This is a genomic window from Paenibacillus sp. sgz302190, assembly GCF_059820445.1.
Genome location: NZ_JBZYAO010000054.1, coordinates 19,354 through 44,245 on the forward strand (window position 1 = coordinate 19,354; position 24,892 = coordinate 44,245).

General features: G+C 55.0%; 20 protein-coding genes and 1 rRNA gene. 3 read left to right on the top strand and 18 right to left on the bottom strand.

The window, feature by feature from the left end; all coding sequences use genetic code 11:
- Window positions 1-107 precede the first annotated feature (107 nt).
- Entirely contained in the window at window positions 108-1,238 is a 1,131-nt protein-coding gene (locus AC6RNO_RS33990; protein ID WP_474684619.1) for a stalk domain-containing protein, read from the top strand.
- A gap of 19 nt (window positions 1,239-1,257) precedes the next feature.
- On the opposite strand, the gene AC6RNO_RS33995 is transcribed toward AC6RNO_RS33990, so the two are convergent.
- Both AC6RNO_RS33995 and AC6RNO_RS34000 read right to left on the bottom strand, forming a co-directional pair.
- On the bottom strand, window positions 1,258-1,956 hold the full coding sequence (locus AC6RNO_RS33995) for a response regulator (RefSeq protein WP_474684620.1): 699 nt from the start codon (window positions 1,954-1,956) through the stop codon (window positions 1,258-1,260).
- Window positions 1,934-3,553 (bottom strand): ATP-binding protein, encoded by a 1,620-nt coding sequence (locus AC6RNO_RS34000; protein ID WP_497108161.1) that lies wholly within the window; start codon window positions 3,551-3,553, stop codon window positions 1,934-1,936. Before AC6RNO_RS34000 ends, AC6RNO_RS33995 begins: the two co-directional genes overlap by 23 nt.
- Window positions 3,554-4,494: 941 nt before the next feature.
- On the opposite strand from AC6RNO_RS34000, the gene AC6RNO_RS34005 reads away from it, so the two are divergent.
- Window positions 4,495-5,565 (top strand): DctP family TRAP transporter solute-binding subunit, encoded by a 1,071-nt coding sequence (locus tag AC6RNO_RS34005; protein ID WP_488438636.1) that lies wholly within the window; start codon window positions 4,495-4,497, stop codon window positions 5,563-5,565.
- Between the two features lie 76 nt (window positions 5,566-5,641).
- On the opposite strand, the gene AC6RNO_RS34010 is transcribed toward AC6RNO_RS34005, so the two are convergent.
- The 15 genes from AC6RNO_RS34010 to AC6RNO_RS34080 form a co-directional block, all read right to left on the bottom strand.
- A complete protein-coding gene (locus AC6RNO_RS34010) occupies window positions 5,642-6,619 on the bottom strand; it encodes a Rieske 2Fe-2S domain-containing protein (protein WP_497108151.1) in 978 nt (325 codons plus the stop codon).
- 20 nt (window positions 6,620-6,639) lie between these two features.
- The gene (locus tag AC6RNO_RS34015) at window positions 6,640-7,779 is read right to left on the bottom strand and encodes a BMP family ABC transporter substrate-binding protein (RefSeq protein ID WP_474684623.1); all 1,140 of its coding nucleotides are present in this window, start codon (window positions 7,777-7,779) and stop codon (window positions 6,640-6,642) included.
- 43 nt (window positions 7,780-7,822) lie between these two features.
- Window positions 7,823-8,752 (bottom strand): ABC transporter permease subunit, encoded by a 930-nt coding sequence (locus tag AC6RNO_RS34020; protein WP_497108152.1) that lies wholly within the window; start codon window positions 8,750-8,752, stop codon window positions 7,823-7,825.
- 19 nt (window positions 8,753-8,771) lie between these two features.
- Window positions 8,772-9,902 (bottom strand): ABC transporter permease subunit, encoded by a 1,131-nt coding sequence (locus AC6RNO_RS34025; protein WP_497108153.1) that lies wholly within the window; start codon window positions 9,900-9,902, stop codon window positions 8,772-8,774.
- Entirely contained in the window at window positions 9,899-11,455 is a 1,557-nt protein-coding gene (locus AC6RNO_RS34030) for an ATP-binding cassette domain-containing protein (protein WP_497108154.1), read from the bottom strand. Before AC6RNO_RS34030 ends, AC6RNO_RS34025 begins: the two co-directional genes overlap by 4 nt.
- Window positions 11,456-11,627: 172 nt before the next feature.
- Window positions 11,628-12,068, bottom strand: a complete 441-nt coding sequence (locus AC6RNO_RS34035; RefSeq protein ID WP_497108155.1) for a hypothetical protein — start codon at window positions 12,066-12,068, stop codon at window positions 11,628-11,630.
- Window positions 12,069-12,559: 491 nt separating this feature from the next.
- Window positions 12,560-14,143 carry a gamma-glutamyltransferase gene (gene ggt, locus AC6RNO_RS34040; RefSeq protein ID WP_497108162.1) on the bottom strand — a complete coding sequence of 528 codons (1,584 nt, stop codon included), beginning with the start codon at window positions 14,141-14,143 and terminating at the stop codon, window positions 12,560-12,562.
- A gap of 5 nt (window positions 14,144-14,148) precedes the next feature.
- Window positions 14,149-15,390 carry an aminotransferase class V-fold PLP-dependent enzyme gene (locus tag AC6RNO_RS34045; protein WP_497108156.1) on the bottom strand — a complete coding sequence of 414 codons (1,242 nt, stop codon included), beginning with the start codon at window positions 15,388-15,390 and terminating at the stop codon, window positions 14,149-14,151.
- The gene (locus tag AC6RNO_RS34050; protein ID WP_488438643.1) at window positions 15,377-16,660 is read right to left on the bottom strand and encodes a Zn-dependent hydrolase; all 1,284 of its coding nucleotides are present in this window, start codon (window positions 16,658-16,660) and stop codon (window positions 15,377-15,379) included. Before AC6RNO_RS34050 ends, AC6RNO_RS34045 begins: the two co-directional genes overlap by 14 nt.
- Window positions 16,653-18,161, bottom strand: coding sequence for an allantoinase (locus AC6RNO_RS34055; protein ID WP_497108157.1), 1,509 nt, complete (start codon window positions 18,159-18,161; stop codon window positions 16,653-16,655). Before AC6RNO_RS34055 ends, AC6RNO_RS34050 begins: the two co-directional genes overlap by 8 nt.
- Before the next feature lie 30 nt (window positions 18,162-18,191).
- Complete coding sequence (gene uraH, locus AC6RNO_RS34060; RefSeq protein ID WP_474684632.1) at window positions 18,192-18,548, bottom strand: hydroxyisourate hydrolase; 357 nt, start codon at window positions 18,546-18,548, stop codon at window positions 18,192-18,194.
- Complete coding sequence (gene pucL, locus AC6RNO_RS34065; protein ID WP_497108158.1) at window positions 18,545-20,029, bottom strand: factor-independent urate hydroxylase; 1,485 nt, start codon at window positions 20,027-20,029, stop codon at window positions 18,545-18,547. The genes uraH and pucL overlap by 4 nt, the downstream gene beginning before the upstream one ends.
- Before the next feature lie 206 nt (window positions 20,030-20,235).
- Entirely contained in the window at window positions 20,236-21,054 is an 819-nt protein-coding gene (locus AC6RNO_RS34070) for an ABC transporter permease subunit (RefSeq protein WP_497108159.1), read from the bottom strand.
- Entirely contained in the window at window positions 21,054-21,944 is an 891-nt protein-coding gene (locus tag AC6RNO_RS34075; RefSeq protein WP_474684635.1) for a carbohydrate ABC transporter permease, read from the bottom strand. The genes AC6RNO_RS34070 and AC6RNO_RS34075 overlap by 1 nt, the downstream gene beginning before the upstream one ends.
- A gap of 24 nt (window positions 21,945-21,968) precedes the next feature.
- Window positions 21,969-23,336: an extracellular solute-binding protein gene (locus tag AC6RNO_RS34080; protein ID WP_497108160.1), complete on the bottom strand. Its 1,368-nt coding sequence runs from the start codon at window positions 23,334-23,336 to the stop codon at window positions 21,969-21,971.
- A 305-nt stretch (window positions 23,337-23,641) separates the two neighbouring features.
- On the opposite strand from AC6RNO_RS34080, the gene AC6RNO_RS34085 reads away from it, so the two are divergent.
- Window positions 23,642-24,643 carry a substrate-binding domain-containing protein gene (locus AC6RNO_RS34085; RefSeq protein WP_497108163.1) on the top strand — a complete coding sequence of 334 codons (1,002 nt, stop codon included), beginning with the start codon at window positions 23,642-23,644 and terminating at the stop codon, window positions 24,641-24,643.
- A gap of 150 nt (window positions 24,644-24,793) precedes the next feature.
- On the opposite strand, the gene rrf is transcribed toward AC6RNO_RS34085, so the two are convergent.
- A 5S ribosomal RNA gene (rrf, locus tag AC6RNO_RS34090) occupies window positions 24,794-24,892 on the bottom strand; the annotation flags it as partial.

A 24,892-nucleotide genomic window follows, 5' to 3' on the forward strand; every position in this document is an offset into this window, starting at 1 on the left:
TATTGGTATTTATGGTCTTTTTGGTCACTGTTTTTTTAAACTTTTGAACCCTTCCGCCCGTCCTTTCTATTATAATTAAAGATACATAGCGAAAGGAGCTGCATAACTTGAAAACATTAAATATGTTGAAACAGCAACCGCATACTCGCAAAAAGAGCCCGGCATGGATGAAACTCCCTTTGGCAGCCGCCTTTATCATAGGGGCCGCCGGAGCCGGTCTGCCCTATTTCAACGGTACCGCACTGGCCGCAGACTATTCTTCGGACGTAGAGCTCAAATCTGCCACGCTGAATATTCAAATCGGGGATCAAAAAATAGTCGTTCCGGGAGCGGTCAATGAGGAGGGAGACACTTATGTCGCCCTTGCTTTTTTGGGCAAACAGCTCGGTCTTGCCGCCACCTGGGATGACGCAACGAAAAAGGTTACGGTTACAGGCACGAACAAGACCATGAAACTGAGCAATCAAAACACGGAGTACGAAATGAACGGGCATCGCTTTTACGACACGCTGCCGCCTGTTATTGTGCAGGGGACTACTTATGTGCCCTTGCGGTTTTTGCTTGAACAGATGGGCTACAAAATCGGATACGATAGCGCGAACCGCCTGATTTCGATTCAGCCGATCAAGGAAAATTCGCTCAAGCTGACCAACCTGTCGGCCGATCACACGCAAAGCGGACAAACCGTTACGATTCAATACCCGCAGATCGAAGGTTTGGCGAATAGCGCAGTCAGCGCAAAAATCAACGCCTTCATGAAGTCGGAAGCGGCGAAATACGAAGCGTCCGCACAGGAACTGCTGAAGCAGATGAAAGCGGATCTGGGCAAAGACGATCCCGATATGCATTTCGTTTTTGACGTTAATTATCGGGTGACATACAATCAGCAAAATCAACTGAGCATGTATTTTGAAGTGTATCAATACACGGGCGGCGCCCACGGCATGACCGATTGGAACGCGCATACGTTCGATTTGGCGACCGGGGATGAAATTACGCTCAAGCAAGCGGCCCAAAACGACGCCAACTACAAACAAATCATCAATGACGAAATCAAGAAGCAAATCAAAGAGCGGGGGTACGAGCTTCTGGAGCCGTTCGAGACGATCCGCGACAACCAAGGCTTCTATTTGCAGGACGATTCGATCGTCGTCTATTTTTCCTTGTATGAATATACGCCATATGTGCTGGGCATGCCTGAATTCCAGATTCCGGTATCCCGTTTCAAAAGCAAATAAGCTGCTGCAAGCATGGGGGTCAGCCGACCCATACGTACCGGTTAACCGGACGCCCGATGCCGCCGTATTCCAGGTCCAGCTTGACCTGCTTGTTTTTCTCCAAATATTCCAAATACCTGCGCGCCGTTACCCTTGCCAAACCTATGCCTTCGGCGACTTCCTCGGCGGACAGCGGCTTTTGCTGCTGCATGAGAAACATCATCACCTGCTTCATCGTCAGCTCCTGCAACCCTTTGGGCAGGTCCAAACTCGCTTCAGGCAAAGGTCCGGCGGTCTCAAGCCGGGCCTGTTTGCCGCGGAGCAATTGATCCAGATCGGCCTGCGACAAAGTCGTCTCCTTGTTCAGCCCGCTTTTCATCATGCGGTAATTTTCCAAAGCTTCCCGAACCCGTTCGAACTTGAAAGGCTTCATAATATAATCGATCGCCCCTTGACGGAGCATCCGCTGAATCGTCGGAATATCGTTGGCCGCGGTAATGACGATGACATCCACGCCGAGCTGTTCATGGCGGATTTGCTGCAGCGTTTCGATCCCGTTCTGATCGGGCATGTATATATCCAAAATGACGAGATCCGGCTGCAGCGCGCGGACTTTGTCCATCCCCTCCCGGCCTCCTGACGCCGTTCCCGCGATCTCGAATCCGGCAACCCGCTCGACGAACTGCTTGTTCACCTCCAGCACCATCGGATCGTCTTCAATCAGTACGACTCTGAACATCCGTCTCGTCCCCCTTCCTCCTGTCCATCATCGGAAATGTCAATATAAAGCTCGTTCCTTGCCCGACCGCCGACTCTACTTCCATGTGTGCACCGCTTTTGTTAGCGATATTTCGGATCAAATGCAGACCGATGCCCCGGCCCTCCGCGGCTTTGGTCGAGAACCCCCGTTCGAATATACGCCGCTTCGTCTCTTCGCTCATCCCGCTCCCGTTGTCCTCGACCAAAATAGACAGCAGCTCGTCATCCTGCTCGATGCTGATAAAAATCTCCTTGCCGCCCTCTTTATGCTTCAGCGCATCGAAGGCGTTCTCGATCAAATTACCCAGAACGACGACCACATCGTGCTGGTCCAAATATTCCGGGAATCGCTGCAGTCTGCTTTCCCGGTCCAGACGAACCTCGATGCCCAGCTCCTTGCCGCGGCTGATCTTGCCGATCAGCAGCCCGGCCACATGCTCGCTCGCGATTTTGCTGGACACAAAGCTGCTCAGTTCGGACTGCTCCTCCATCGTCTGAAACAAATAATCAAGCGCCTTTTGCTTGTTGTCGAGCTGAATCAGCCCACCGATCGTATGGAGCTTGTTCATATATTCGTGATTTTGCACGCGCAGCGCATCGACAAACGCTTTGACGCCGGTCAGTTCCTCGGCGATCTTCGTCACTTCCGTGCGGTCCTGAAAAATCGCCACGGCGCCGACCGTCTGCCCGCCGACTTTGATCGGGACGCGATTGCTCAAAATGATAGCAGGTCCTATATGCAGCTCCTGATTATAAACAGCATGATTCAGCTGCAAAATTTCCGGCAGCCGCGTATCGGGCAGCACCTCGCGGATGGGGCGGCCGAGCACGTCCCCTTCGATGTGCAGCATGCGCTTGGCTTTGTCGTTAAACACCGTTACGTGTTCGCGGCTGTCGATGGCAATTACGCCTTCATGCATGGCGTTGAAGGTGGCCGTTCGTTCTACGAGCAGTTGGGCGATTTCCTCGGGTTCGAGCCGAAACATCTGCTCCTTGATATGCCTCGACAGCATCCACGAGCCCCACACGCCGAACAGCATGGACAGCATGACCGTCACATAGATTTGCCCCCGCATGTCGGAAATGATTCCGGCCAAACCGGGCACCAGCTGCCCGGCGAGCACGACGCCAACTTGTTCATGCTGCTCGTTCATGACCGGCACGAACGCTCTGAGCGCCGTCCCCTGCTCGCCGGTCGCCTTGGACAAATACGTATGCTCGGCAAAAGCCGAATGCTCGTCCGCCCCTTCCGACCGCTGCCCGATCCGCAACGCCGACGGGTGCGACCAGCGAATGCCGTCCATGTCCATGACGACGATATAATCAACGTCGTTAATGATCCGAATGCGCTCGGCGATCGGATTGATGTCCTGCCGGCTGCCCTGCGGCGACAGCCCGCCGATAATTGAGGGCAGCTGCGCTACCGTCCGCGCAGTGACGAGCAGCCGCTGTCCGAGCTCCTGCTCCTGCACATGCACAACCCGGCCGATCAATATGATGCCGCCGATGCAGATCGCAAACAGCACGATGCCGCAGGACAAAATGGCTATTTTCCAATTCATGCGAAGCCCCTTGATCTTCAACGCCGCACCCCCTATATTTCTGTGAAAAAACCGCGCGCAGTTCCCAGCACGCGGAGTTGCGCTGCATGGCGGCGGTCGGTCGATGTCAGGCGCCGCACGTTGGTCACCGGCTATACTGTCAATCACAGCGCCGCACGCTGCTCACCGCTTAGGGCTATCCTTAAAACCTGCGATAGTGCAGGTTTTAAGGATGGAAACCGGACGGGCGCAGCCGCTCTTCCCCAATCCATGCCTCTCCAGGGTAATCAGATTGTAAAGCTCTTTCAGATCGTTCTGGACCGGAGTGGCGGTACGGATTGCGGCGCTAAAGCGGGGGACTCCTTTCCTGCCACCTGTTGTGGCGCTGAAGTGAGGACCCGAGGCGGCTTGCCGGAGAAAACCTGCGAAAGTGCAGGTTTTTTCCCTAAAAATGGTTCATTTTAGCGAAAAGCCTGCAATAGTACAGGAATTTTCGTTCGAAATGAATCTGAGCCCCTGTTCGCGGCGAAAAGCCTGCACATTTGCAGGAATTTTTCGCTGCCAGCACATCAGCGAGAAAATAGCTGTACTTTTGCAGGTTTTCTTCGCGCAACCAGGCGAGAAAGCTCTAGCGTGTGGGTTTTCGGGCAGCCGAACGTTTAATTGTACACGGATCACAGAGCAAAAAGCTGCACAATATACGAAAATAGAACCCAGTCAGTAAACCTGACTATTTTCATTCTGTAGGATGACCGCCCACGACGTCATGGTGTTTTTGAAGGCTTTCCACTCGATGCCAGAGGTGCGCCGGCTCCAGATCCGGCCCCGGGAGTCTTTCCTATGCCCTAACGCCTGCTGCAGCGCCAACTCCGGTGCTGACTCCGACTGGCTGGTCTCGCGCAATTTTCATATTTCTTACATTATCATACAATATGATACACTGTTTTTATACTATGGAGGAGGTTGGGGAGGTAAGCATGAGAGCGTTTGCGGGAATCGCTTTGTTCGTTTTGATCGGCCTCCTGACGGCGGTCGGCATCGGATTTTCCTCGCAGTTTAACAGCGGCCCCCGGGTCTATGACGATGAGCAGATCGGCCTCCGGCAGCAGACTACGATCAAATTCAGCTTTGTCGTCGCGGAAAATACGCCCAAAGGCTTGGCTGCGCAAAAGTTCGCCCAACTGGTCAAGGACAAAACGAACGACAACATCAAGGTCGAGCTGTTTCCGAACGGGCAGCTTTATAATGAACCGGACGAAGTCGAGGCGCTGCAGCGCGGCAGCATACAGATGATCGCCCCCAGCTTCTCTAACATTTCCCAGGTCGTGCCCGAATGGATGATCATGGACCTTCCGTTCGTTTTTCAAAACGATGCGGCTGTCGAAGAGGCGTTTCGCGGCAAAATCGGGAACATCCTGCTGCGCGAGCTGGAGCCGAAGGGCATGGTCGGCCTGGGCTTTTGGGCGAACGGGTTTCAGCAAATGACCTCGAACCGCGGCATGCTCGTCCACCCGGAAGATTTTCGCGATTTGAAGTTTCGCATACTGCCGAGCAAAGTTATTGAAGCCCAGTTCCGTCTGCTGAAAGCCAAAACCCTCCCGATCCCGTTCAACCAATCGTACCGCAGCATGGAATCGGGCGAGGTGGACGCCGGCGAGAACACTATTTCCAACATCTATTCGAAAAAGCTCTACCAGGTGCAAAAATATATGACCCTGAGCAATCACGCCTACTTGGGCTACGGGGTGCTGGTGAACAAATCGTTCTGGGAAAAGCTGCCCGCCGATCAAAGAGCGGTGATTGCCGCGGCGATGCAGGAAACGACGGCCTGGGCGAATGCCAATGCGGTTTCCCTCAACAGCCTCCAACTGGAGGAACTGAAAAAGGTCGATCAATTGAACATCCACGTTCTGACGGAAGCGGAAAGAAATGAATGGATGCAGACGCTCGAACCGGTCTATCGAGAGACGGAAAGCTACGTCAGCAAAGAGCTGATGGGTGCCGTGTACGAGCTTCGGCGCCGCTATTCCGGCGGGCATGAACAATAAAAGCCGACTCCCCCGCGCTCAGCGGGAAATCGGCTTTTTCTATACGTTCTGCGGCACGGCACGTTCAACGACAGCTTTACGCTATGCCGAACGTTACGCCCAGTTCCTTCAACATCCGCCGGTAAGCGATGCTCATCCGGTCTGACTTCAAATGCAGCTCCGCCTGCAGATCAAGGGGCAGCAGCTCGGGCTTCTGGTTTTCCACCATTTCCCGGTCCTGCTCGATAAGAACGTCCTGAAAGCGGATGAACACTTCGTCCGGCTCCTCCAGGGCGTAATTGCGCTGCTTGATCATAAAAGCTTTGCTCCGCTGCGCGGTTTCCGGAAGCACCATCAGGAACAGCCGGAAAATGTGGTCGGTATCGTCGCTCCGCTTCGTGAAAGCGACGCACAGCGGCGAGAACACCTCGTACACGTAGCGGCTGTGCACCCCACGTCCCGTGCCGTCGGGATCCGGCTGATACACGACGATTTCATCGGAGCGAAGCACGCCGTCCTCCTCATACACCCGATAGTCCGCAATTTCCGCGAACTGGCTGTCGCCGAGCAGCCCCTCATGCACGAACATGAGATGGGACACATCGAGAAAATTTTCAACAAGCCGCGGACCTGCGGCCTGCAAAGCGTACGGGCCCATGAACACTTCCTTGAAGCCCGCTTCCTTGTGCTTGCCGATTACCGGTTCGGGCAGGGCCGGGGTGCCGAGACACGTCCAGATGAGGCCGTGCGCTTCGATGCACGCGTAAGTTACCGCTCTTGCTTTCGACGGAATCGATTGACCCGCAGCCAGCGCCGGAATCCGCGTGCAGGCGCCGCAGCCGTCGTAGGACCAGCCGTGATAAGCGCATACCAGCTCATCGCCGGCGACTTTGCCGAGCGACAGCGGCACGCCGCGGTGGATGCACAAGTCTTTGAACGCATGCACCCCTTGCGGCGTGCGGAACACAACGACTTGCTCGCCCAGCACCTGCACGGCAACCGGACGCTCCGTCAAGGCCGACGACAACAGCACCGGATGCCACTCCGCAAGCAAAACCGAATCTTGGATCGTCATCGCCGCACTCTCCTTCGCTCTTATTTCGGAATGGTTCCTTTAATTCCCTTCACGAACCAGTTCGTACTCAAAATCTCTTCATCCGTCATTTTCTTCCCTTGCTCAAAGCGCACTTTGCCGTCTTGGTCGGTAATCGGCCCCTGGAATACTTCAAAAGTGCCGTTCAAAATTTCTTGTCTTTTCTTCTCGACAAGATCTTTGACGTCCTGCGGCACGTTTTTGCCGAAAGGTGCCGTCGTCGTGATGCCGTCTTTCATGCTGCCCAAATATGCCTCCGATTTCCAGGTGCCGTCGATCACCGATTTCACGGTTTGCGTATAGTACGGTCCCCAGTTCCATTTGGGATTGGAAATGTAAGTTTCAGGCGCGTATTTGCCCATGTCGGAGTCGTTGCCGATGCCCCATACTCCGCGTTCCGCAGCGGCCTGGATGCTGGCCGGTGAATCCTGGTAAGCCGCCAGCACATCGACGCCTTTATCCAGCAAGCTGATCGCCGCCTGCTTCTCGGTAGCCGGATCGAACCAGGTGTTGCTCCAAACGACGGAGACGTCAATGTCCGGATTCGTGCTTTGCGCGCCGAGCGTAAATGCATTGATCGTGTAAATGACTTCCGGGATCGGATAAGCGCCCACGTAGCCGAGGTGCTTGTTCTTCGTCAGTTTTCCCGCCGCCATGCCGACCAGGTAGGCGCTTTGATACTCGCGGCCCATGTAAGTTCCCATGTTCGGCAATGTTTTATAGCCTGTTGCGTGCAGGAACTTCACATTCGGGTACTTTTTCGCCACGTTGTACATCGGGTCCATATAGCCGAAGCTGGTTCCGAAAATAACGTCGTTTTTTTGCGCCAGCTCCTCGAACACCCGTTCGGCGTCGGCGCCTTCCGGCACGTTTTCAACCGTCGTCGACTTGATGCCCAGCTCCTTCTCCATCATGAGCCTGCCCTGGTCGTGCTCATACGTCCAGCCGCCGTCGCCCGGAACGCCGATGTAAACGAATGCGACCCGCGGAAGCTTTTTCTCCGCCGCAGGCGTTACTGCTGCCGCCGAGGCGGACGGCGCTGCCGAAGGCTCCGCCGTACCGGCGGGTTTCGCCGATTCTTGCGAACAAGCCGTCACGATCATAAGCATGAGTGCGGTTAACGATAACATCATTTTTTTCATATTATTTTCTCTCCTCCCCGTTCATCGGCAATGCACATTGTGCTCAAATCCGCTTCTCCCGCTCGTACGGGATGCCTAATGACGCCGGACCGGCCGGCGGCTTGCCGCGATTTCGCCAGCCCTCGAACATAAGCACGGCAATCGTGATCATATAAGGCAGCATTTTCAGAAAATGAGGCGAAATCGCATGCTCCAGCAGTTGGACCCGAAAGCCCAGCGCATCCAGCCCGCCGAAAAAATAAGCGCAAAACAATGCACGGAGCGGATTCCACCTGGCAAAAATGATAAGCGCCACCGCGATCCAGCCCCGCCCCGCCGTCATGCCTTCGATCCAGCTCGGCGTATACGCGAGAATGAAGTACGCGCCGCCCATGCCCATCAGCACCGAGCCGGCGATCACGCCGGCATACCGCCCGCCCAGGACGGATATACCCATCGCATCCGCGGTTCCCGGGCTTTCGCCGATCGCGCTGAGCTTCAGGCCCCACGAAGTTTTGTACATACAAACATACAGCAGAGCGGTGAGCGCAAAGCTGCACCAGACGAGCAAATCGAGATGCGCGAACACCGGACCTATGAGCGGAATCCCGTCAAGCCACGGCACATTCACTTTGGGCACGGCTCCCGCAATCGGATGGGCGGCAATCGGCTTGCCGACATAAGCGCTGAGCCCCGTTCCGAAAAGCGTCATCGCCAAACCGCTGATGACCTGATTCACCCCCAGCGTCACCGTCAAAAAAGCATGAACCGCACCCAGCGCGCCGGTTACGGCAAGAGCGCCAAGCACCGCAAGCGGCAGGCTCCCCGTTTTCAAATAAATCGAACACGCGGTAACCGCGCCTACAAGCATCAACCCTTCCACGCCCAAATGGATGACGCCGGATTTCTCGGACAAAATCCCGCCCAGCACAGCAAACAATATCGGCGTACCGGCCGTGATGGCGGCAATCAACAAACTTGTGTAAAAATCCATGCCACTCGCCTCCTGCCCGCTAGCTTTCCGCGTTTCGTCCGACCCTGACCAGTTGATATCTGCTAAGCTGCTCCCCGCCAATGACGAAAAACAAGATAGCTCCCTGCAGCATCAGCGACATCGAAGGCGGCAGTCCGATCGATTGAACGCTGTAGCCGCCGACGATCAGCCCCCCGAACAGAACGGAAGACAACACGATCCCGAACGGGTTCAGTTTGGCCAGACAGGCGACGATGATGGCGGTGTATCCGTAACCGGGAGAAATTCCGTACATCAACCGATGCGCGACGCCCGACACTTCGCACATGCCCGCTAGCCCCGCTACCCCGCCGCTGATCAGCATCACCAGCAAAATGTGCTTCTTGATCCCTATGCCCGCATACTTAGCCGCGTCGGGATTGGCTCCAAGCAGCTTCCACTCATACCCCCAGCGGGTGCGGTAAACGATGAAAGCCAGCAGCAGCACCGCAAGCAAACCGTAAATCAAACCCAGATGAACCCTCGTGCCGGCAAAAGTAAGCAGCTGTTCGCCCGGCGTAAACATCGGCGTCCCCGGGAAATTGAAGCCCTTCGGATCTTTCCACGGGCCAAACACAAAATAATCGAGCAGCGCAAGCGCAATATAATTCAGCATGAGCGACGAAATCAGCTCGTTGACTTGAAAGTACACTTTCGGGATCGCCGTAAGCAGTCCCCACAAAGCGCCGGCAGCCGTGCCCGCTATGAGCATAACCGGAATCGCCACGGCACCCGGCAAACCGGGCACGTAGACCGTGACCGCCGTTGCCGCAACAGCGCCAACGATGAACTGCCCTTCGGCGCCGATGTTCCACACGTTGATGCGGTAGGCGACCGCGACGCCGATGCCGCAGAGCAGCAGCGGGATCGCTTTGACCAGCGTTTCGCTCCAGCCGTAGCGGGAGCCGAAGGCGCCCTGCAGCATTTTGCCGTAGACGAGCAGCGGGTTGATGCCATTCAAAGCGATGAACAAGGCGCAGAACAGCAGCGCCAAAATAACCGATGCGAGCGGGACCCACCAGGGGCTGCGCCCGGAGGAATGCCGCACCAGGCGGTACGGCAGCCGTCCCTTCCACGAACGCGGTTCGCCGCCGGCAACCGCCGGCAGCGCGGTCAGCAGCTTTTCCTTCATACCGCTTCCTCCTCCTCCTCCTCTGCAGGCTTGATCCCGGCCATCAACAAACCGATGCGCTCCCGGTCCGCCTCTTCCGCCCGGAAGCCGCCGATCAATTCGCCGCTGTAAATGACCAGAATGCGGTCGGCAATTTGCAGCAATTCGTCCAAATCCTCCGAGATGAGCAGCACGCCGCTCCCCCGGCTGCGCAAATCCAGCAGCATCCGGTGCACCGCCCCGGCAGCGCCGATGTCCAGCCCCTGCGTCGGGTGCATCGCTACAAGAAGCGCGGGATTTTGCGAAATCTCCCTGGCAAAAACAAGCTTTTGCTGGTTGCCTCCCGACAGCTGCTGCACGGGCGCATGCACGCCGGGCGTTTTCACATCGAACTGTCCGATCAGCTGCGACGCCCACGCCTGATTGCTTAGCGCGAGCATCATGCCCAGACGGCTGCGCCCCGAGGAGCGGTACGATTTGAACAGCAGATTGTCCATGCTTCCCAAGCTTCCCGCCAGCCCCGTCTTCATGCGGTTCTCCGGCACATGCGCGACGCCCATGTCGATCCGCTGCCGCACCGATTTATGCTGTACCTGCTCCCCGCGCAGAACAATCGTTCCGCTGACCTGCGGTCTCAGACCTGTCAGCACTTCGGCCAATTCCTTTTGCCCGTTGCCCGCGACGCCGGCGATTCCGACGATTTCCCCTTGACGGACTTCGAGGTCGACCGACTTAAGCGCAGCGTGCCCATGATCGCCTTTGGCGGTCAAACCGCGCACCGTCAGCAGCGTTTCGCCCGGAACTGCGCGCTCTGCCGGGGATTGAGACGGGGACTGAATAAGCGTCCCCTTATCGACCATAAGCCCCGCAAGCTCGGCGGCGCCGGTCTCGCTTTTCAGCATCGTCCGGATCATCCTTCCTTTGCGCATCACCGAAATACGGTCGGCGGAGGCCATAACTTCTTTCAATTTATGTGTGGAAACGACGACCGTCTTCCCCTGCCGCTTCATCTCTTCGAGCGTTGCGTACAGCGCCTCGGCTTCCGCAGGCGTCAATACCGCCGTCGGCTCATCGAGCAAAATAATCCGGGCTCCGCGATACAGCGTCTTGAGAATTTCCACCCGCTGCTGTTCGCCGACGGACATTTGCCAGACAGGCCGGTCCAAAATCACCTCCAGACCGTACTGCTCCGCCGTCCGTCGGATATCCTCCCGCTTTTGCCGCAGCCATGCTTTCCCGTGCCAGAAAGCGCCTTTTTCCGCGAGCGCTACATTTTCCAGCGCCGTCATCGTCTGCACAAGGCGAAACTGCTGGTACACGATGGCGATCCCGTGCGCCATAGACATTTTCGGCGATCCGAGCCTCGCCGGCGTTCCGTTCAGCCGGATCTCCCCGGCGTCGGCTTTATACAACCCGGAAAGAATGCTCATGACCGTGCTTTTTCCGGCCCCGTTCTCGCCCAACAGCGCGTGGATTTCCCCGCTTTTTGCGGCAAAATCGACATGATCGTTGGCCAGCACGGTACCGAACCGTTTGACGATCTGCTTCATCTCCACCGTATAGGCGACTTCCATCCCCATCCCCCCAGCTGCCCAGCGATCAGTGAAATAATTAAGATTCACTATAAAGAAATGCGAATTGCGCGTCAATTAACATGACATTATTTTGGTGAAAAACACAAGGGAACGACTGTTTTTTATAAAATAAACATAAGATGGTCGATTATCTGACATATAAAATAGCAAGTTATAAGAAAGTCTGCACTTTGCTGAAGTAGGGAGGGATAGCCGTTCTTCTCTCCCGCATAGGTTGCGGTGCTGAAAGCCGTTCTTCTCTCCCATACAGGTTGAGTTGCTGAAGTGGGGGGACAAGGCGGCTTAGTAGGGAAAAAACCTGCAAAAGTACAGGCTTTTTCCGTAAAAATGGTTCGTTTTGGAGAGAAGCCTGCAATTGTGCAGGAATTTTCGCTGAAAGTGAATCTAAGCCCATGTTCGAGGCGAAAAGCCTGCACAATTGCAGGAATATGTCCTGGGCCAGCGTAGCGCCCGAGCAAAAACTGCACTTTTGCAGGTTTTCTTCGCTCAAACAGGCAGATTGTGCGGCCGGCTCCAGCGTATGGGTTTCTCTCAAGCCTGAAATGTACACCTTCCCCCCTTTGATGCGCTTGTTTTTGAAGCACTCCTGCAAATGTCAGGCTTCTTGGCCAAATTGTACCTCTAGCCGATCTTCGGCAGGGAATTCCTGCACGATCGCAGGCTTTTCACCAAACGGGCCGGTTCCGTCGAAAAACCCTGCATTTTGGGCGATTTGGACGATTTTGGCACTTTGGCGCTTTTGGCGCTTTTGGCACTTTGGCACTTTGGCACTTTGGCACTTTGGCACTTTTACACATTTGCAAGGTTGACACGCTGTTGGGCCGCTTGCCGGCGGTTATCGCCGCCTAGCGGGTCCGCCGAACCGCCCTGCCACTTTAGCGCTGTAATGCGCCCTCATACTCCAGTCAAAAAAACTCCTCTTGAAGCACAAAAAATACATTTATCCCCAACATTACCAACTTATCCACAGAAACCGAAACTCACAATGTCCTAGCCAGACAATAAAAAACAGTGCACCGTCGCAACCAATGCACTGTTCCAATATGTCAGTTTTCCCATCCCTATAACGCCCGGACGCCCGGATTACCATCCGATGGCTGTGCCGTCTCCGCGCGGATCGGCTGCGCCGCTCATCATCCCATCGGGATCGATGACGATGCCCTGCGACTGGCCCATAATGCCGTCCCACTCGCCCACTGTCTCTACGCTGTGGCCCCATTCTCTCAGCTTGGCGTATTCATCCGCATCCAGACGATGCTCCAGCTTCAGCGCGTCTCCGTCATCGCCCCACGTGCGCCCGTACACCCAGCGCGGCAGCGAGATCGCCTCCTGAATCGTCAGCCCGTAGTCGAGCACCCCTGTCAGGATCGACAGCTGCGTTTGCGGCTGCCCTTCCCCGCCTTGTGTGCCAAGCAGCATGCAGGGCTTCCCGCCGCGCGCCACCATCCCCGGCATGAGCGTATGGAACGAGCGCTTTCCCGGCTCCAGCACATTCGCGCAGGCCGTATCCAGCGAGAAGAACGAACCGCGATTTTGCAAAATCACTCCGGTATCCCCCGCCGCATACGCGGAGCCGAAATCAAAATACAAGCTTTGGATAAACGATACCGCATTGCCTTCTTCGTCGACGACGGCCGCATAAGCCGTATCCTGCCCGATCGCCGGTGACAAATAAGGCTGCGCGTACACCGGGGCGGACTCGATTTCGCTCCACAGTTGCTTGGCGTATTCTTTGGAAATCAGCCGGTCCAGAGGAATGTCCCGAAAATCGGGGTCCGTCAAAAAGCGGTCCCGGTCGCGGAACGCCTTTTTGATCACCTCGGTCATCAAATGATAAAACTGCGCCGAAGACCGCGGAATTTGGCCAACCTCCACATGCTCCAGCATATTCATCATCATCAAAGCGGTAAAGCCCTGCGAGTTGGGCGGCATCTGATAAATGTCATACCCGCGGTAGGAAGCCGAAATCGGTTCGACCCAGGCCCCGGAATGACGCTCGAAATCCTCCCCGCGAAGCAAGCCCCCGTCCCGCTCGACAGCCGCCGTCAAAGCCCGCATCACAGACCCTTTATAAAAAGCGTCCCTGCCCTCCCGCTGCACTGTCCGCAGCGTATTTGCGAGCTGCTTTTGCAAGAGCCGGTCTCCTTCCTGCAGCAGCTTGCCACCAGACATATACACAGCGCTCAAAGCCTCGGAGGCGCGAATAAGCGGTTCATTTTTCCGCATCCAATACGCCAGGTTTCTGGAAATCGGAAAACCTTGCTCCGCATAGCGAACCGCCGGCTCCAAAAGCTGCTCCCACGCCAGCCTGCCGTAGCTTTTCCACACCTGCCACCAGGTATCGACCATCCCGGGCACTGTAATGGCGCTCAAAATCCCTCTTTGCGGAATCGTGTCCAGCCCTTTCGCCTTATAAAAATCAGGCGTCGCGAGCGCCGCCGACCGGCCGCTGCCGTTAAAAGCTACATACTTCCGCGAAGCCGGATGGTAGATGAGAAAAAAAGCATCCCCGCCAAGCCCGGTCATATGGGGATACACGACGGCAAGCGCGGCGCTGACCGCCACCGCAGCATCAAAAGCGTTGCCGCCTTGCTGCAAGACCATGCTGCCGACGCTGCTCGCCAAATAATGCGGCGTCGCAATCATCGCATGTTCGGAACGAGGCATAATGTTCAGCAATGGGCTTCCTCCTCCCGGGCATAAAAGGCTAACGCAGCCTGAACGGCTTTGCCTGCCGGAACATCCGCTCCGTGCCAGAGCAGCACGGCTTCGAGCGCGCCTAGAACGTGCAGCACATTTTTTTGATTGCAGCTGAAACCCATCGTGCCGATCCGCCATATTTGCCCTTTCAAAGGGCCGAATGAACTGGCAATCTCGATGCCGAAGCTGCCCAAAAGCATGGACCGCACCGATTCCCCCATCACATTCGCGGGAATGCGGATACAGGTGACGACCGGGAGCTTGCAGGCCGGATCGCCGTACAGCGTCAGCCCCATCGCACGCAATCCCGCGACGAGCGCCGCTTCATGCCGCTTGTGCCTGGCGAAGCGCCGCTGCAAGCCTTCCTGCAGCACGAGCCGCAGCCCCTCGCGCAGCGCGTACAGCATGGACGTCGCTTCCGTATGGTGATTGAGCCGCGCCGGGCTCCAATAATCCTGCAGCATCCCCAGGTCAAAATAGTTGCTTGGGACCGTCCGCCCCTCGCGCGGAGCCGCGGCTTTGTCGCGCAGCCCTCTTTCGATCGACTTGCGGCGAAGCACCTTCGCTTCCACACGCTCGTTGTACGTAATCGGCGCCATTCCCGCCGGCACGGACAAACATTTTTGCGTGCCGCCGATCACCGCATCAAGCTGCCACGCATCGGTCTCGACCAGCACGCCGCCGATCGTGGCGACTGCGTCGACGACGAGCAGCGCGCCGGTTTCGCGGCATACCGCTCCGATGCCCTCCAGGGGCTGGATGCAGCCCGTCGACGTCTCGCCGTGAACGATGGCGACGATCTGCGGCCGCTCCCGGCGAATTGCCGCGGCGATTTCCTCCGGCTCGAAGACGCCGCCCCATTCGCGTTCGATGATGACGACTTCAGCGCCGCACCGCTCGGCGATTTCGACGAGCAGATTGCCGAAGCGCCCGTATATCGGCACGAGCACTTTGTCCCCCGGCTCGATGATACTCACGAGAACGGCCTCTATGCCCGACCGGGAAGTGCCGTCCACCGGGTAACACCAGCGGTTTTCGGTTTGAAACAGCTCCCGCAGCATCTCCATCGTCTCATTCATTAATTCCGTAAATTCCGGATCGAACTGCCCCAATATCGGAAAAGACATGGCACGCAGCACACGCGGATCGACCTCAACAGGGCCCGGCGTCATGATCGTTCGCAAAGAAGGCGCCAAATCTTTATATGCTTTCATCCGCTTTTCCTCCATAGCCGTATTCATATAGTAAATGGACCAGCGTCTGGAATCCCGCTTCCAGATCTTCAGGAGCTGTGTACTCCTGCGGATTGTGGCTGATTCCCGAACGGCTGGGCACAAAAATCATCGCCGCCTTGCAGCATTCCGCGAACAGCTGCGCATCGTGGCCCGCGCCGCTCGCGATCCGCATATGGGCCAGCTCGTAGGACTCGCATATGCGCTCGATATCGCGCATAATCCCTTCGTCCATGCCTACCGGCGGGACATGAAGCCGCTCCTGAACGGCGAGGCGGAGCCCTCGGCTTGCCGCAATTTGCTTCATTTTGCCAAGAAGTTCCGCGGTAAAAGCGTTCATTTTCGCTTCGTCCGTATGCCGGATGTCGAGCGTCATATCCACTTCCCCCGGCACTACGTTGGGAGTTCCCGGCTTCACCTCGAATCGCCCCACGGTCGCCACGAGCGGCTCCCCTTCCTGCAGCGCCATGCTTTCGACCAGCACGGCCATTTCCGCGGCGCCGGCCAGCGCATCGTACCGCCATTTCATCGGCGTCGTCCCCGCATGATTGGCCGTGCCTTCCAGCCGGACCGTAAAACGCTTCTGGCCGACGATCGCCGTGACGACGCCGATCTGCTTATCCAGCCGCTCAAGGACGGCGCCCTGCTCGATATGAAGCTCGATATAAGCTTCGAGGTCGTCCCGCCGGCAGTCGGCCAACGAAGCCGCGCCGAACCCGACAGCTTCCATCGCTTCTTTCAACGTGACGCCGTCAACGTCCGTTTTGCCTTCGGCGTCGGCGAGGGACATCACTCCCGTCACATTGCCGGAGCCCCAGTAGGCCAGCGGAAATCTGCTGCCTTCCTCCTCGCTGAGCGATACGACCTCCAGCGTCCTTTTCGGCATGCCGTACGCCGCTTTCAAAAAGGCCAGCGCCAGCAGCCCGGCAGCTACGCCGTAGGCGCCGTCATATTTTCCGGCGTTTTTGACCGTATCGATATGCGAGCCCGTCAAAACCGGCTTCAATTTGCCGTTCGTGCCCTGCAGCTTGCCGTAAAGGTTGCCGACGGGGTCGAACTGCGCCTCCAGGCCGAAATGCTGCATTTTCGCGGCCAAAGCTTGCTGCGCCTGCAGCCATGGCCTGGTGTACAGCAGCCGGGTAACGCCTCCTTCCGGGTCGGCGCCGTAACCGGCGAGCCACTCCAATACCGAAGTCAGCCGCTCGGAATAAAGGGATAAAAGATGAAACGAATCGGGCGCCATTTTAGCCATTGCCGCCACCTCCCTCCGCATCCTTGTGGCGAAGCCACGTCCCGGCTCCCTTGTCCTTGTCCTTGTCCTTGTCCTTGTCCTTGGCTTTGTTCTCGTCCTTGCCCTTGTCCCCGTCCTTGTCCTTGTCCTTGGCTTTGTCCTCGTCCTCGTCCTTGTCCTTGCCCTTGGCCGCAATCCCTTGCCCCAGCTCGTATACGAACCGCCCGCGGGACAGCGTTGCTTGCACCCGGCAGCCGAAAGTCCGGCCGACATACGGGCTGTGCTTGTGCCGCTGCAGCAAATCGTCCTGCCGGAGCGTATAGCCGTGCCGCAGATCGACAACGGCCAAATCCGCGTCCGCACCGATAGCGATTTCACCTTTGCGCGGATGCAGGCCGAAGCGCTGCGCCGGATGCAGCGAGAGCATTCGCGACAGCTCCGGCAGCGGCACCCCTCTGCGCAGATGCCCTTCGTCCAGCATTAGCTCCATGGAACTCTGCGCGCCGGCTATGCCGCCCCACGCTTCGAACATATCGCCTTGTTTCATGTCCGTCGGACACGGCGAGTGATCGGAAGCGATGATGTCGATCCGTCCCTCCGACACCGCCGACCACAGGTGCTCCTGTTCTTCCAGGCTGCGCAGCGGCGGCGCGCATTTGGCGACAGGACCGAGCTTCTCCAGATCGGCGGAGCTGAGCGCGAGATAGTGCGGGCACGTTTCCACCGTCACATTCATGCCTCTCGCTTTCGCCCGATCGATCGCCTCCACCGCTTCGCTGCTGCTGATGTGCACAAAATGCAGCGCACACCCCGTCTGCTCCGCGAAAAACAACGCCCGGTTCACCGCCTCAAGCTCGGCCAGCACCGGTCGGGAATTGACGTAGTCCGCCGCGCCGCGCTTGCCGGCCGCTTGAAACTCACGGGCGAGCCTGCCTACGATCGGCTCGCTTTCGGCATGCAAAGCCAGCACCTTCCCAAGGCTGGCTATCTCTTTCATCCCTTCGAACAGCGTCCAGTCGTCGACTTCCGCAAAAATATCTTCCCCTTCTCCGCCGGGACAGGACATGAACGCTTTAAATCCGGCGACGCCGGCATCCGCCAGCGCCTGCAGCTCGCCGACGTTGCCGGGCACCAATCCGCCCCATAGCGCAAAATCCACGCAGGATTCCTCGCCCGCCGCATCCAGCTTCTGTTGAAGCGCTTCAATGCGCACCGTCGGAGGAACGCCGTTCAACGGCATATCTACGTAGGACGTGCAGCCCCCCGCAGCAAGCGCGGCCGAACCGGAGGCGAAGCCTTCCCAGTGGCCCAGCCCGGGCTCGTTCAAATGCACATGCGCGTCGACCATTCCTGCCAGGACATGCAGTCCTGCGGCATCATAAGTGCTTGCAGCACTCGCCGTTTCGCCAAGATGCCCGGCCAGAGCGGCGATTTTTCCGCCGCGTATGCCGATATCCGTTTGGTAAACTTTATCTTTGAACACAACGCTTCCGCCTCTGATAATCAGGTCAAAATGTTCCAAGAGCTTCTCCTCCTCCCGCCGCTCCCTTCGTCAACTGCCTCTGTACGTGTTGTAGCCCCAGGGAGCAATCAGCAGCGGCACATGATAATGAGATTCCGAATCCGCTACGCCGAACCGAATCGGCACTTGATCCAAAAAAGCCGGCTCCGGCAAAAGGGTGCCCTTGCCCCGAAAGTAATCGCCCACATGAAAGACCAGCTCATAAACCCCCGGAACGAGCTCCTCAGCCGATAAAACCGCGCTGCCGATCCGCCCGTCTTCATTGGTGACAACTGTGCGAAGCGGCTCCAGCCCCCGGCCCTGCAGGCGAAACAGCTCAATCCTGACTCCTTGCGCAGGGCAGCCGCCGCTGATATCCAGCACATGCGTAGTCAGCGCACCGCTCATCGCCCGGTTCCGCCGCTTTCCGCCACATCGCTTTGCGTCATGGAGAACCCTTGAAAACCGTACGGCGGCCGCGGCTCCGTGAACACTTTGCCCTCGCTGTTTTTCGCCGATTCCAGCACCGTTTCCCAAGTCCGGTTATTGGACTCGAAGCGAATCTCCGCAAGCTGCGGAAAACGGCTCAGGGCGCGCAGCCCGATTTTATAAATCAGATTTTGAATCGACGGAGAATTCTCTTCGTGGAATATCGTGTGCGCGATATCGCGGATTTGCTCGGAAGCCACATAGCCGCCGCGATCCGAATCGAGTGCATCCTCCACGTTCGCATACCGCCAGGCGATGTCCAAAAATATGAACAAAGGCCGATCAAACGATTCCGGCAGCGTCGTATACTCGTCTCTGACAAAACCGGCGAACGAACTGCCCTTTACCTTGATCAGCTTAATGTCCCCAAGCCCGCTCGAATGCTCCGCAATCACGATTCCCTCCCCGGTCCGCGCAACCTCGATCAGAGCGGTGGGATGTTCGTTATGCGAATACCGGAATACAAGCTCGCTGGCCGCGAAGCCGTCTTTGCCGGAAACCGGAAGCTCGTCAAAAGGCACCTGATCCGCCGTTAGCCGGACGCCCGTCATTTGCGGATATGTTTCAAGAAATTTGCGCCCGACGAATTCAAGGAATCCTTCCGCCGTAGCGCCTTCATACTCTCCCGCCTGCCGCAGAATGAAATTTTTCATCGAATCCGTAGCTACAACCTGGGAATTATCTCCCTCCGAAAAAGATGTGAAAAACCGCTCCCCGCTGACCGCAACTTTAATGTTCATACCGAAAAGAATGTTATCCCGCCCCGTAAAACCGGATTCCGGAATCAGCTTCACATTCGTCAATGGTTTTGCATAGGAACGGTATACCCACACGTCGCCTTTTCCGTAATACATCATTCTTTCTTGCCGCGCTTCTGTATGCATGATGGATTCCTCCGTTTCCATTTTCAAAATTTGTGCCAGCCGAAAACGCGCAATTTTACAAACTTCCCGCAGCGCTTTCGCCCTTTCTTCCTCCGCCGTGCCGTGGATACGCATTTGAATCGCTTCGCGAATGGAGTCTTTGGTCTGCCCTTTGACCGCCATAATGAATGGAAAAGCGAACTTTTTCGTATATTGATCGTTCAGCTCCAAAAACTGTTCGTACTCCTGCGGGGTTAAACGGTCCAAACCGGCCCCCGCCTGCTCCAGCACGGAATGGTCCGTCATTGCCACCCGCGTGCCCAGATCGGGATGAGCCCGCAAAAGCGCCAACTGCGCTTCCTCGCCCGCTTTCCAAACCGCCTGCTCCAGCGCCGAAATCAAATCCTGCCGGGAAGCAAACGGCGCGGCATGCCACGCCTGCTCCGCAATCCATGGCGAATGCTCAAAAAGTGCGCCGAAAGCGAGTATAAAACCTTCCCGATCCAGCCCATTAACCTTTTCCAATGTCAGAATCACTCGCCATCACCTCTAAATCCGATACTTTTTTTGCATATCAACTCAATAATTTGTTTTATTGTAAATCCGTACACGGAGACGGTCAATTTGTATAACACAAGTTTGTAACCATACATAACAAGCCGGTTTATTTTTGTAAAAATTACATGGCCGCAAAAAAAAGTTGCCCCTTAAGACGTATAGAACCGCCTTAGAGACAACTTTATTCAAGACTTCACCGCGCCTGCCAGCGCCCCGTCTACCAAATAACGCTGTACGAACAAATACAGCACCAGCAGCGGAAAAACAATAATCATGATCCCGCAAGCCAAGAGCGGCCATTGGTTCGTGTACTGCCCATAGAAACTGAACAAGCCTTTTGTAACAGGCGCATACTTCGAGCTGGACAAATAAATGATCGGGCCGATAATATCGTTCCAGGTTTGTATAGCCGTCAATGTCACCCCCGTCGCCACCACCGGCTTCATCAAAGGGAAAATAATGTGGAACAAATAACGAAGATATCCGCACCCATCCATACCTGCAGCTTCATCAAGCTCCCTGGAGATCGATTTGATGTACCCTACGAACATCATGAAGACGATGCCTGTTCCTGTAGTTTTCAAAATCACATAGCCTACCGGATTGTTGTACAGATGGAGCCATTGAATCAGTTTAAACTGCGGCACCAGCGGGTTAGGCAGGAAAATCGACAGCAGGAAGAAAAAATAGATGGCCGAACTCCATTTTACGTAACCTCTGGCCAGCGGAAAGGCCGCAAACAGCGAGAGCATCAAGGTCAGCACAGTGGAGGTGGACGTGTACACCAGACTGTTCAAAAAATAATCCTCAAAATTCCCCTGCTTCCAAGCCCGGACAAAGTTATCCAAATGTATCGACGAAGCCAGGGCGTTAGGATTTAAATTGAATTCTTCGACCGTCTTTACCGAAGTGTTCAGCACCAGAAACAAAGGTATTACATAGAGGCCCGCCAGGATGAGAATAATCAGATAAGAGGACAGATTTAATACCGCGCTTCGTCTCATTACATCTGTACCTCTCTTCTACGCAAGTAATACTGTGAAATCGCAACAACGATAAAAACGAATACAAATTGGATCATCGCCACCGCGGAAGCATACCCCAAATCCTGCGTACTTGTAAATGCTGCGTTAAACACGTCCACCGCCAATGTATTCGTGTGAAACTTCCCGCCCGTCAGCACAAAAATCGTATCGAACGTTTGCAAAGCGCCAATCAGCGACAAAAGAATGTTTACCGTAAACGACGGGGCAATGAGCGGGAACGTAATGTTGCGAAAAGACTGCCACGGCGAAGTGCCGTCGATATATCCGGCTTCGTACAAATCCTTCGGAATCGTCTGCAAGCCCGCAAGGAAAATGACCATGGAATACCCCATGTACATCCAGATCTGAACGAAAATAACGAGCGGAAAAGCCGCGTCATAGCTGCCCAGGAAATTGGAATGGCCTCCGAACCAGCCCAATATTTTCTGCACAGGCCCTTCCAGGGGGTTGAACATCATTTTCCACACAAGCCCCGACACCGTGACTCCAAGCACAACCGGAAGAAAAAATACCGCCCGGAAAAAGCCGTCGCCCTTCAGGCGCTGATTGAGAAGAACGGCTGCGAACAAAGCAATTCCGTTCTGGAAAATCGTCACGGCAAGCGAAAAGTAAAGCGTCCTTTCAATGCCCAAAATCCGTTCCTGCTGATCGGAAGAGAAAAAGAAACGCTGGAAATTATGCCATCCTACAAACTGCCATTTTTGTCCCGGGAGCCCCGTCATGTTCGTAAACGAAAACAATACCGTGCCGAGAGAAGGCAAAAATCCGAACACAAGATAAAGCATCAACGGAATCGACAAAAGCATAAGAGGCACATGTTTGCGGAAACCTTTAGCGAACGGGTACACGTTCACACCTCATTTCACGTAATGCTATTTCGCGGCATCCCACTCTTTTTGACTTAAATTCGCCAGCTCTTGAGGCGTTTTGATCGGCCCGGCAGGCGTCAGGAACTCCGCGTGAACGCTGGACCCCGCTACGTGCTCCCCTGCATTGTTGCGGTTGATGAACAATTGATCCCAAGCGAGCTTAAAGCCTTGGATGTTCGGTTCAAGCTCTTTAATGAACGCGCTCTTCAGATCCACATTCTTCTGAACGGGCAGGAAGCCTACATCGTTCACATATTCCGCATAGTTCGCCGGCTCGGAGAAAAAAGTCAGATACTTCATTGCGGCATCTTTATTTTTCGATTTTTCCGCGACCATGAAGGTCAGATCGTATTTACCTGCGAGCGCTTTATTTTGCGCCGGGTCCGAGCTCCCCGGAATCGGGAAGTAGCCGAATTTGAGATTCGGATTTGCCGCGGCAATCGTCGGAGCATCCCACGTTCCGTCGGCGATCATCGCAACCTTGCCCTGAGCGAACAGGCCTGGAAGCGAGGCGTAATCGACGCCCATGAAGCCTTTATCCGCATAGGTCATCATTTTTTGCGCTTTTGTCAAAATATCGATCGCTTCGGGATCGGTGAACTTGGTTGAGCCGTTCCATAGTCCTTTAATGTAAGCAAGCTGATCCTTATGAACGCTGGCCTGCAGCCCTTGAACGGCCAGATTAATCGGCCAGATGTCTTTGCCGGCAAATCCGATCGGCGAAACGCCCGCCGCTTTTAACGTATCGAGCACTTTGACGAATTCGTCCCATGTCGCCGGAGCCTTCAAGCCGTTCTTCTCGAACATTTCTTTATTGTAAAACAGTCCGGAGAAAGCCACGGACCCGGTTGTAATGCCATACACTTTTCCATTGTAGGTTCCGCCGTCCTTAATCGATTCGAGCGTGTAATTTTTGACAAAAGGCTGATCGGAAAGATCCGTAATCAAGCCCGCGTCAATCCATTGCTTCCATGCCGGATCGGCTGCGCCTTTGGACCAATCGGCCGGAGCGCCGACAAGCGCGGACATATTCGTAATAATGTCCACATCATTTGCTTGAATACGGGTTTGCTGCAGCTGCTTGAACGTATCGTCGGAAGGAACCGTCGTATAATCGATTTTGATGTTCGGATACTTTTCCTCAAACTTCTTGTTAAACTTGTCGAACCATTTGTTAGCGGCTTCATTTTTCCAATGAATAATTTTCAAAGTAACCGCTTTGTCGCTTCCGCCTTTCGCGGAATCGCTTCCAGAAGACGCTGCAGACGATCCTCCGCCGGAGCCCCCGCTTGCATCGTTTCCGCTTCCGCATGCCGTCAATGATACAGCCGTAACTAAGGATACGAGTCCTAAAGACCATTTTTTGAGCATTAGATTTCCCCCTGGATTCAATATGAAATGATGAACTTAGCATATCAGTATTTGGAAAAAATCCCGTTTCCAAGAAACATTATCCACGAAATTTTCGTTAATGTAAAGATTTTTTTAGAAGTTTTTCTGCTTGTTTTCGTAAAATAATGCTAAATAGACACGATTTTCTCGTGGAATCCCTAAAAAACCGCGAAAACTTTCGTTAAAATCCGATTTCTCATTGACGAAAAGTTTCAATATGTTAAGATTAATTACGAAAATCTGCTCTTTGGCATCGAAGGCAAAAAGAGGTGAGCCCATTGAAAATAACGATTAATACAATTGCTAAACTCGCCGGGGTATCCGTTTCTACCGTTTCCAAAATTTTGAATAATTACGATGAAGTAAGCGAAGAAACCAAACAAAAGGTTCTTAAAATCATTCAAGAAACCGGCTATCAATCATCCTCCACGGGCAAAGCGGCCATAGGCGGCAAAAAATCCAATCTGGTCGGAGTCATCTACGCCGGAAAAATCAATGCCGAATTCAATCATCCGTTTTTTATCGATGTAATTAACTCTTTTAAAAAGCGCATCGGCCTTCTCGGCTATGATTTAATTTTTTTCTCAAATGAGAAATTCCATGATTCCGAAAAAGATTATCTGGCCAGGTGCAACTATTTTCAGGTTGACGGCTGCATATTGATATCCGGGGAGGAATTGGAGCCTTGCATCTCCGAGCTCGATCAAAGCGATATTCCCTGTATTGGCATCGACCTCGAATTAACGGGGCGCAATTCCGGATTTATTATGACAGACAACTCCAATATGGCTAATAAAGTCGTGGAACATTACTACTTGCAGGGGTTTAAGGAGATCGGCTTTATCGGGAGCCATAGTCCGATTTCCAGAATGCGGGAGGGTTATCTCAAGCAGGCTATGCAAAACTTCGGGCTGTCCGTGAATGACAGCTGGTTTGTAAGCGAGGCTGATTTTTTCGAAAACAGCGGCTATCTCGCGATGCAAGAAATGTTAAGCCGCGGACAGCTCCCGCGGGCCATATTCGCAGCCTCCGACCATTTGGCGATCGGCGCTATGCGAGCTTTGAGGGAAAAGGGAATGGCCGTCCCGAACGATGTGGCAATTATCGGATGCGACGATATTGAAGCATGCAAATATATGTATCCCCCCCTGTCCACAATGCGGCAGGACAAAGAAAAAATCGGCTTGCTGGCCGCCCTGATGCTGTTTGATTTAATGAATCACCAGCTTCAGTCCAGCGCTGTCATGGTAGAGCCTGAGCTGCTCGTACGCCAGACCTGTCATTAGAGCCGCCGGTAAATCAAAAAAAACCGACAAGGCAGCCTGTTTAGAGGCTGCTTTGCCGGTTTCAAAGAACTGCAACGCGGCGCTAGGCACGCCACGTACAATAAGAAATAGCCTTCCTAAGATTGTTTTCTCAAGAAGGCTATTTGCTGTGCTTGGCAACGTTCTACTCTCCCAGAACCCTTCGGTTCAAGTACCATCGACGCTGGAGGGCTTAACGGTCGTGTTCGAGATGGGAACGCGTGGATCCCC